This window comes from Arthrobacter sp. (assembly GCF_031179385.1).
GTDB lineage: Bacteria > Actinomycetota > Actinomycetes > Actinomycetales > Micrococcaceae > Arthrobacter_D.
In genome coordinates, this window is record NZ_JAPSHV010000107.1 from 1 (window position 1) to 8,952 (window position 8,952).

Sequence of the window (8,952 nt, forward strand, 5' to 3'; positions counted from 1 at the left end):
GTCTGGGACCGAGATGTCGAAAGACTGCGGCGCGCCACAAGGTAAGTGCGACATTCCCTCCTGGCGGGCTTCCGACGAGTAGGAGAAGGTCAATGCTTCGGTTCCACGGCATTGAACATGAACGGTGTAGTCACCAGGTTGTAGGTCGGTGCCTGGCCGGCCGATCGTGTTCAAGGTCCTGAAATCGCCGTCGCCTGCCTGAATTATGCTTGCTGACTCCAACTGCAGGTCAAAGGGCTGCGCCGTAGGTTCGGCCGAATCAACAGCAACTTCCGATCCAGCTGTCGCTGCTTCCGTGGCTCCCGGTGTGCCGCTCGCAGCCTTCTGAGTTTGGTCGCCTACGCCGCAGCCAGTGACCGTTATCAGCGAGAATGCGCATAGCGCCGCGATGGTGGTTACTCGATCGGATGTCACTACCTCATATGTCCCCATCGGATGATCGTAACTGCTACTACCTTCTTACTTTGCGCACCGAACATCGTCCGCTTGAGCCGGTACCCCGAAGGGTGCGGTGAGGGATGTAAGGCCGGCGGACGCTGCTTGTTACCGAATCTATATCGGCGTTACTGAATCGGTACTGCGGTGACGGCTGGCAGATCACACTGGTCCCGAATAATGGACGCTATCCACTTCACGATTCCGGGGGAATTCTCTATGAAATTGCTGTCCAAAATTCAGGCTGGATTGTTGACCGCCCTGACCCTTTCCATCTCTTTGACCGCTCTCCCGGCCCACGCTGAACCGACGCCCCATACAATCACCCCGTCCGTTACTTCCCCGAGCCTCGTGGCATTCGATTCCAGCGGACGGCTGTGGAACTACGACCTCATCGGGGACCGCCGACAGATCGGTACCGGTTGGAATTCCATGCGGGATCTCAAGACCGCAGATTGGAACCAGGACCGCATTCAGGACATCGTCGCGGTCGGCCACAACGGGCACCTTTACCTTTACCTCGGGATACCCACCGGCGGCTTCACCCGCTCGATCATCGGAACCGGCTGGGGTTCATATGACATCGAGGTGGGCCAGTGGAAGCAGACGGATCAGTATCCGTCTATTGTTGCCGTGAATTTGGAGACCGGCCTCCTGTACAACTACCCGAATCTGTCCGGGGCGGGGCTGGCAGCCCGGGTGGTCGAGGGCCGCGGATGGGGGGGATCGCTGGCGCATCACCTGGCTGATTTCGAAACTGATGGCCGAGCCGACATCATCGCCCAGGACTCGATAACGGGAAAGCTGTACCTCTACAAGACGGACGGCAGCGGAAATTTCACCCACGGGCCGATGACGGTCGGTACGGGCTGGAGCGCTATGAATGCAGTCGTGGCGATTTCGGGATATGGAGGGGATCATATGATCTGCAATTGCCCCACCGAATCTGCCCAAACAGGCCTTCTGGCCCGGACCAGCGATGGAATTCTTCACCATTACGGAATGCTCTACGGTAGCTGGCAGACGCGCGATCAGGTCGGTCCGGGCTGGAATGGATACACTATCGCGGGATCCGAAAGTCCCCGACGAATCAGTTTCGAGTGACCGCAACGTCAGCTGATCAACGCCTGGGTCGATTCCACTTTCAGCATCGCGTTCGCCCAGCACAGCTGCCGCAGCGTTCCGGGTGGCACTGCTTGGTGACATAGAACATCACGGTATAGACGGTAATGAATACGGCAGCGATGGCCTTTGGCCACGCAGGCTCCACCAGCTTCTGGAATGCTGTCATCACCCCGGTCGTGGCGATGCCTGCTGCGGCACCACGCACGAGGGATCCGGGCATCGAGGGCACCCCAATCTCCACGATCGAGAAGATGCCCGCTTGAGCCGCTACTTGGTGAGGCCGCCCGTCACCGGTCCGGCAGCATGATTTTGGTTAGAGGGATGGTTCGGCTCCGGGTTTGCCTTCCTCGATGACGAAGCTAGCCCGGGTGCGGACTGGAGCTCCCGGGCGGGTCACATAGTCGACGACGCGAAAGTCCGCGGTCCACTCGGACGGCGTAATGGTATTCCTTACGTACCCGCGTTCGCGGTTGATGAAGCGAATGTGCGGGTTCTCCTCAAGCTGACGGGCATCGCCGGCCGGATTCCCAGAGTCGTCCCCGCCAGAAGTGATGGAGGTTCCGACAAGTTCCGTTCCCACTACTGGGGCTGCCGGGTTGTTGAAATCCGTTCTGATGTCGCACACGTAGTTCATGTGCACATCTCCGGTGACGATGACCGGATTCTTACCGGCTCCCAGTTCGGCGAAGTACGCACTCATTCGATCCCGGGCGACAGGGTAATTGTCCCAGGAGTCCTCATTGAGGCCCTGCTCGGGGCCGACCTGGAAGTCACGCTGTGAGAAGACAACCTGCTGCGCCAGCGTGTTCCAGCGTGCAGTAGGGCCGGCTAACGATTTCCGCAGCCAATCTTCCTGCTCATTGCCGAGAATGGTGCGGGCGGGATCGAGCCGCCCGGACTCGGAGCCGGTCTGATCATCACGGTATTGACGGGTGTCGAGCATGTAGAAGTCAATCAAATCACCGAAGGTACGACGGCGATGCAGGCTAAGCTTCGAGCCTTCCGGGCGCTGGGCCAGCCGAAGCGGCATATTTTCGTAGTACGCCTGAAACGCTTCGGCACGACGGACCAGGAACTGATCGACTGGAGTGTTCGGGTCAGAGTCCTCCCCCGCCCAGTTGTTATCCACCTCGTGATCATCGAAAGTGACCAACCAAGGGAAAGCACCATGTGATGCCTGCAGGTCGGCGTCCGTCTTAACCTGGGCATGCCGGACGCGGTAGTCAGCCAGAGTGGTTGCTTCCTTCGCCGGTGCCCAGCCTCGACCGATCGTGCCCTGACCGCCACCTTCGTAGATGTAGTCCCCGAGGAAAACGACCAGGTCGAGATCCTCCTGCGACATGTGCTTATGAGCTGTGTAAAAGCCCGCGGGATAGTTTTGGCAGCTCGCGAAGGCGAACGAGAACGAGTTCAGCGCAGCACCAGGTGCCGCTGCGGTACGTGTCCGGCCAATCGGACTGAGCGTTTCGCCAGCACGAAAACGGTAGTAGTACTGCCGGTCCGGTCTCAGTCCGCCAACCTCAACGTGGACGGAGTGCCCAAGCTGGGGTTGCGCGTGAGCAGCACCTGCGCGTACCACCTTCCGCATGGAGGGGTCTTCGGAGACTTGCCATGACACCGGAACCTGCATCTCAGGCATCCCGCCGGTGCCGTCTAACCGAAGCGGATCCGGCGCCAATCTCGTCCACAAGACAACACCGTCAGGCAGAGGTTCTCCGGACGCCACTCCCAACGTGAAGGGATTGGCCGAAAATCGCGGTGCCGCCCACACCGGGCTGGGATTAGCGACCGCGGAACCGAAAGCGGCTGCCAGGGCGCTAAACCCAGAGAGCTGTAGGAACTGGCGGCGGGAAGCGGGCGAGCGAACGGGCATCAGGAAGTCTCCTCGACAGAATGGGTATCCGCACAAGGGTCCGAGGCTAAGACGACACTCCGATTAAGTGTGTCTCTCGATCAGGTGAACAAAACCGAAGTATGCGAAAGAACACCACGCCCATAGGAGAGTTACGCACTTCTCCGCCTCGGTCTAGCCGCTGCCGTGGAAGACTGCTGGCATGGAAGCCCCAACGCGCGACCACGACCTCGTCCTCTTCGGTGCGACCGGCTTCGTCGGTGAACTGATCGCCGGATATCTTGCGGGCCACGCTCCGCCGGACCTGCGCATGGGGCTCGCCGGAAGATCGAGAGTGAAGCTCGAGGCCGTACGGTCGAGGCTGCCCGTCGCCGCACACGACTGGGCCCTCATCGAGGCCGACTCGGATCACCCTGACTCGCTCGCTGCGTTGGCCGCAGGTACCAGGGTTCTGTTCACCACGGTGGGTCCCTACGCGAAGTACGGGTTGCCCGTCGTCGAGGCGTGTGCCCGCGCTGGGACGCACTACGGGGACCTGACGGGCGAGGTGTCCTTCGTCCGTGAGGCAATTGACCGTTGCGACACCCTGGCAAGGACTACCGGTGCACGAATCGTCCATGCGTGCGGCTACGACTCCGTCCCGTCGGACCTCGCGGTGCTCCTCCTACACCGCGCCGTGGAGGCCGACGGCGCGGGTGGACTGACCGAGGTGCAGCTCGTCGCCAGGGCGAAGGGTGGCTTCAGCGGCGGCACTATCGAGTCGATGCGTGGGCAACTCGACGGCATGCGGTCGGACCCTGTGCTGCGATCGCTCGCGGGCGATCCCTACTCCCTCAGTCCAGACAGGACGGCGGAGCCCGCGACCTGGCAGCCGGCGGACCTGGCGTGGGTCGGCCGTGCGGAGGACGGCGTGTGGACCGCGCCCTTCGTCATGGCGTCAGTGAACACGCGGATGGTGCGCCGCAGCAATGCCCTGCAAGGTTGGGCCTATGGCCGCTCTCTGCGGTACGGCGAGGTGATGGGTATTGGGCGGGGGTTCGCCGGCGCCGTCACCGCCGGAGCGACGGCACTCGGACTACGGGTGTTCGGAGCCATGCTGGCCCTACCTCTCACGAGGAAGCTACTGGGCCGCTTCCTTCCGTCGCCCGGTGCAGGTCCGAGCGAGGCCGCACGGCGCTCAGGCTGGTTCCGGTCCCAGGTGACTGCTTCCACAGAGAGCGGCCGGCGATACCGGGCCGTCGTAGCCGGGCCCGGCGACCCGGGATATGCCGCCACCGCCGTCATGGCCGGCGAGACAGCGCTCTCACTTGCCCTCGACGGCGACCGCCTGCCGTCAGCTGCCGGATCCCTAACCCCGGCTACCGCCCTCGGCGACATCCTGATTGAGAGGCTGCGCGCGGCAGGCCATACCTACGAGGTCAGGGCCCTCATCTGACGGACGCCGAATCGGACCACACTCCGCCCCTGGTGGGGCTCAAAAACTAAGCTAGTTGAGACGCGATACGGGAGGTGGAGCGTTAGCCCCACCTCCCGTATCTGCGGTTACCTGACTACTTCTCTTGTCGTGCTACTCGGGCTTGCCGTTGCCTGGTCGCACGGTGATTTCGGCAGTAGCGGTTGTTTCGAGACCGGCGTGGTTGACCGCGGCGACGCTGAGCTCGAAGCTGCCTTTGAGGCCTTCGACGGGGAGCTCGTAGCGGCCGTCCACTCCGGTGACCTCTTGTCCGTTGAAGGTGACGGTGAGTGAGCGGACACCCGACTCAACGTCTTCTGCTCGAACGTCGACGACGAGCCCGCGCTTGGCACCTACTTTGGTGTCCTTGATCTCGGTCACGACTGGTGCTGTCTCGTCGGGTGCCGGGGCGTTCACGTAGGCGATGCTCGGAGCGGGAGGCGTCGTCATTCCCTCACCGAGGAAGAAGCTCGTGTGAGGGGGCTGGTTGTAGGAGGTGTTCTGCCACGCTACGCCCAGCCGATACACCGGATCATGCATCAGGGTGCGGATGCGGTGCTCGGTGACATCGGTGGTGGTGAAGATTTTCAGCGACGAGTGGTCGGCGCTGCGGTAGACGAGTTCCTCGCGCCAGTCGCCGAACAGGTCGGCCTGGAGTGCCGGGTTGCCCTTGGTGCCGTTACCGGTGAGGGTGCCGTCGAGCGTGAGCAGCCGTTCTTCTGTCTTCGTCTCCCAGTTCCACTTCGATATGGTCGGCGTCGCACCGGTGGCGAGTTCGGCCGGGTCGGTGTAGTCGTGATCGGTGATCTCACGCAGCAGGTCCCCGTCCCACCAGGTGAGGAAGTTCGCCGCGGGAATGCTCGTACCGAGGTCCGTGCCATCTGCTGCGCGGAGCGATCCGACCTTCGAGTAGAACTTGTACGTGCCTCCGATCGCCCACGCCTCATTGCCAGCGTGCGTCGGGTCGATGTCGCCTGCCGCGCCACGGCCGGTGTCACGGGTACCGGGTATCGACCAGAGGATCTCACCCGTAGCCGCGTCGCGCATCGTCGCTGCACGCTGACCGCTGCTGGGCATACTCTCATGCACCGCGAACACTTCGAGTCCGTCACGCGAGGGGATGTGGTCGGTGAGGTGCATCGCGTCACCGTGGCCGAGACGGGTGTTGTAAAGCGGCGTACCGTCATGATCGATGGTCATCGACCCGAAGACGATCTCATCAGCGCCGTCCGCGTCTACATCCGCGATCGAGAGGTTGTGATTGCCCTGTCCTGCGAACTGGTTGCCGGCCTTGGTCGAGTCGAACAACCAGCGCTCTTCGATCTTGCCGTCAACGAAGTCGAACGCGGCGATGTAGGTCTTTGAGTAGTACCCACGACTGAAGATCATGCTGGGGTTTTCGCCGTCGAGGTAAGCGGTGCCGGCGAGGAAGCGGTCCATCCGGTTGCCGTAGGTGTCACCCCACGATGACAGCGTTCCACGCGCCGGTACGTAGTCGACACTGTCGAGCGCCGCACCGGTCGCGCCCTCGAAGACGGTCAGGTACTCGGGTCCGGTCAGAATGTAGCCGCTTGTGTTGCGATGATCCGCTGCCGCGTCACCGATGACCGTGCCGGCGCCGTCGACCGTGGCGTCTGCGGTCTTCATTGCAACCTCAGCTCGACCGTCACCGTCGTAGTCGAACACCTGGAACTGGGTGTAGTGCGCTCCCGCACGAATGTTGCGGCCGAGGTCAATCTGCCACAGCCGGGTGCCGTCAAGCTTGTAGGCGTCGAGGTACACGTTTCCCGTATAGCCGGAACGCGAGTTGTCTTTCGCGTTCGTCGGATTCCACTTGAGCACGATCTCGTACTCTCCGTCACCGTCAAGATCGCCGACCGACGCATCGTTGGCCTCGTACTCGTAGGCCTCGCCCGTTGGAGTGGTGCCGCCTGCCGGTCGCTGAAGCGGGATGTCGAGGGACTGTTCCCCCCACGGCGTGAACTCGTCCGTGACCGTCACTTCGCGTTGGTCGATCAACGCGGTCACGCGGTAGACCGAGGCTCCGGTTCCCTCCGCATCGAGCAGGTTGGTACTGCCGGTGATCGGAGTTTCAGTGATGCGAACACCGTCGCGGTAGACGTGGAAGCCGATCGAATCGGCGTCGAGGCCGAGCATGCGCCAGCCAACGTAGACTCCGCCCTCGGTTGTCACAGCGACCGGGGCTCGGTCGAGGTATTCCACCTGCCGGATCGGCGTATTCTCGGGCGCCGCAACTGCCGGCATACTTACAAGCGTTGCAGCAGCGACAGCTGCCGCTGCTGCCGCCCCTAATGCTCGTCGTGACCTTCGTGGATGGACGAACGAAACCATAACCATCTCCCTTGATGTCCTGGTGCAGAAGCAAGCCAGTAGCCTTCCGCAACGGGAAAACGTTTTCTTGAACCGTTTCATTTTGCTTCCAGTCCCAAACGGTTGTCAAGAGCAACGGACAAATATGAAGGCCTTCGCTTCAACGCTTCGGGCCCCATTGGCGCCGGCTCATGCGGACTTTGCAGCACCCCTTCGCGATCTGGAATCCGCTACTCTAGCCGCACCTACTGTTTGTGCTGAGGAGAAATCATGAAGGATTTCGTCGGGCTGGCCGCAAAACTGACTCCGGAGGAAAGGGAGGAAATTCGGTCCGCATCTCCCAACGCTGTTCTGTCCGAGGCAGCTTTGAGGGCTCTGGACCGAGTGGCTGGAGGGGATGCGATGGGGCATGGCTACTACGTGTCTTCGGGAACCGCTGATGCGAACGGAAGCCCCGAATTCGTGCTGCACCCTGAGGCGGCGCGGGAAATCTTCCGCTAACCGCCGAACCTGCCAGGACCACCCACTGAGGAATACGTGGGCGCCTTCTGATGGAACACCCCTGCCGCGGCTGGTCAGCCATTTCTCCTTGAGTACCTACCGACTGGATCCCGAAGAGAGCCGCCGCAACAGGTCCGCCGCCGCACTCACCGCGATGACCGCCGGCGCCTTCCCGCCAACGTCCGGCAACCCGATCGGGCACTGAATGCGCGCAATCTCCGCCTCGGCGTACCCCTCTGCGGCAAGCTTCCCCCGAAACCGCGACCACTTCGCCTTCGACCCAATCAATCCAACACTCCCCAGATCGCTGCGGCGCAGCGCAGCATCACACAACAGGAAATCCTCGGAGTGATCGTGGCTCATGATGAACACATGAGCGCCGGCGGGTAACTCGCCCAAAAACGAGTCCGGCACCGGGGTGTGCACCGCGCGCACCAAAGCAACGCCGGAAGTCACATCCGCCAGCCGCTCGGGCAACAACTGCTCGGCGCGGCTGTCCACCAGGTACAGATTCATCGGCAGCCGCGAGAGTACTCTGCCGAGTTCGTACCCGACATGCCCGACGCCGAACACCGCCACCGTGGGCAGGGACAAGAAGGGCTCAAGCAACACCCGCACTTTCCCTCCACAGCATTGCCGGCCGTGCTGGGTCACTGCGTGCTCGTTCAAGGAGAATTCAACGTTCTCGGCGGCCCCAACCCCACCGGCGATCATCTCCCGCGCCCGGTCGATGACTGTCGCCTCGAGGTTCCCGCCCCCTACGGTTCCCCAGGTGGCGGACGCTCCGACAAGCATCTTCGCCCCAGCTTCCCGCGGCGAATGTCCACGCACCTCCGACACAGTCGCCAGCACACCCGGGAGACCCGAAGACCTCAGGTGCTGCAGCGCCTCCAGCCAGTCCATGTCACTGCGCCGAGCTCGTAGCGGACGTCAGGACGCCCGCGTCGGAGGACGAGGAAGAGGACAAGGACGACGACGGCGCCGACACCCGCTCGATCGCCCAGAACACTGCTTCCGGAGTGGCCGGGCTCGCGAGCTCGACAGCGATATCCCCCGGGCCGAAGGCGGCAACCGCCTCGCGCAGGGCCTCGCGGACGCTGAACGCCAGCATCAACGGCGGCTCACCGACCGCCTTGGAACCGTAAACCACACCACTCTCAGTCGCCCGTTCGAACAGGTGCACGTTGAACTCCTCCGGCATTTCGGAGAAGCTCGGCAGCTTGTACGTGCTGGCGGACTGCGTAGTGATCCGGCC

General features: G+C 62.6%; 7 protein-coding genes and 1 pseudogene. 4 read left to right on the top strand and 4 right to left on the bottom strand.

Features of this window, described 5'->3' with window-relative positions:
* The first annotated feature begins 654 nt into the window (after positions 1-654).
* Both RIF85_RS12830 and RIF85_RS12835 read left to right on the top strand, forming a co-directional pair.
* Complete coding sequence (locus RIF85_RS12830; protein ID WP_309072291.1) at positions 655-1,539, top strand: hypothetical protein; 885 nt, start codon at positions 655-657, stop codon at positions 1,537-1,539.
* 125 nt (positions 1,540-1,664) lie between these two features.
* Complete coding sequence (locus RIF85_RS12835) at positions 1,665-1,823, top strand: hypothetical protein (RefSeq protein WP_309072292.1); 159 nt, start codon at positions 1,665-1,667, stop codon at positions 1,821-1,823.
* 50 nt (positions 1,824-1,873) lie between these two features.
* Here RIF85_RS12835 and RIF85_RS12840 read toward each other — a convergent pair whose 3' ends face one another.
* Complete coding sequence (locus tag RIF85_RS12840; protein WP_309072293.1) at positions 1,874-3,433, bottom strand: alkaline phosphatase D family protein; 1,560 nt, start codon at positions 3,431-3,433, stop codon at positions 1,874-1,876.
* A gap of 181 nt (positions 3,434-3,614) precedes the next feature.
* On the opposite strand from RIF85_RS12840, the gene RIF85_RS12845 reads away from it, so the two are divergent.
* Positions 3,615-4,847 (top strand): saccharopine dehydrogenase NADP-binding domain-containing protein, encoded by a 1,233-nt coding sequence (locus RIF85_RS12845; RefSeq protein WP_309072294.1) that lies wholly within the window; start codon positions 3,615-3,617, stop codon positions 4,845-4,847.
* Positions 4,848-4,979: 132 nt separating this feature from the next.
* Here the strand turns inward: RIF85_RS12845 and RIF85_RS12850 are convergent, their stop codons facing one another.
* Positions 4,980-7,223 (bottom strand): rhamnogalacturonan lyase, encoded by a 2,244-nt coding sequence (locus RIF85_RS12850; RefSeq protein WP_375164848.1) that lies wholly within the window; start codon positions 7,221-7,223, stop codon positions 4,980-4,982.
* Between the two features lie 243 nt (positions 7,224-7,466).
* Here RIF85_RS12850 and RIF85_RS12855 point away from each other — a divergent pair, with 243 nt between their 5' ends.
* On the top strand, positions 7,467-7,697 hold the full coding sequence (locus RIF85_RS12855) for a hypothetical protein (protein WP_309072296.1): 231 nt from the start codon (positions 7,467-7,469) through the stop codon (positions 7,695-7,697).
* A 96-nt stretch (positions 7,698-7,793) separates the two neighbouring features.
* Here the strand turns inward: RIF85_RS12855 and xdhC are convergent, their stop codons facing one another.
* On the bottom strand, positions 7,794-8,600 hold the full coding sequence (gene xdhC, locus RIF85_RS12860) for a xanthine dehydrogenase accessory protein XdhC (RefSeq protein WP_309072297.1): 807 nt from the start codon (positions 8,598-8,600) through the stop codon (positions 7,794-7,796).
* Between the two features lies 1 nt (position 8,601).
* Positions 8,602-8,952 (bottom strand): annotated as a pseudogene (locus RIF85_RS12865) (xanthine dehydrogenase molybdopterin binding subunit); the annotation flags it as partial.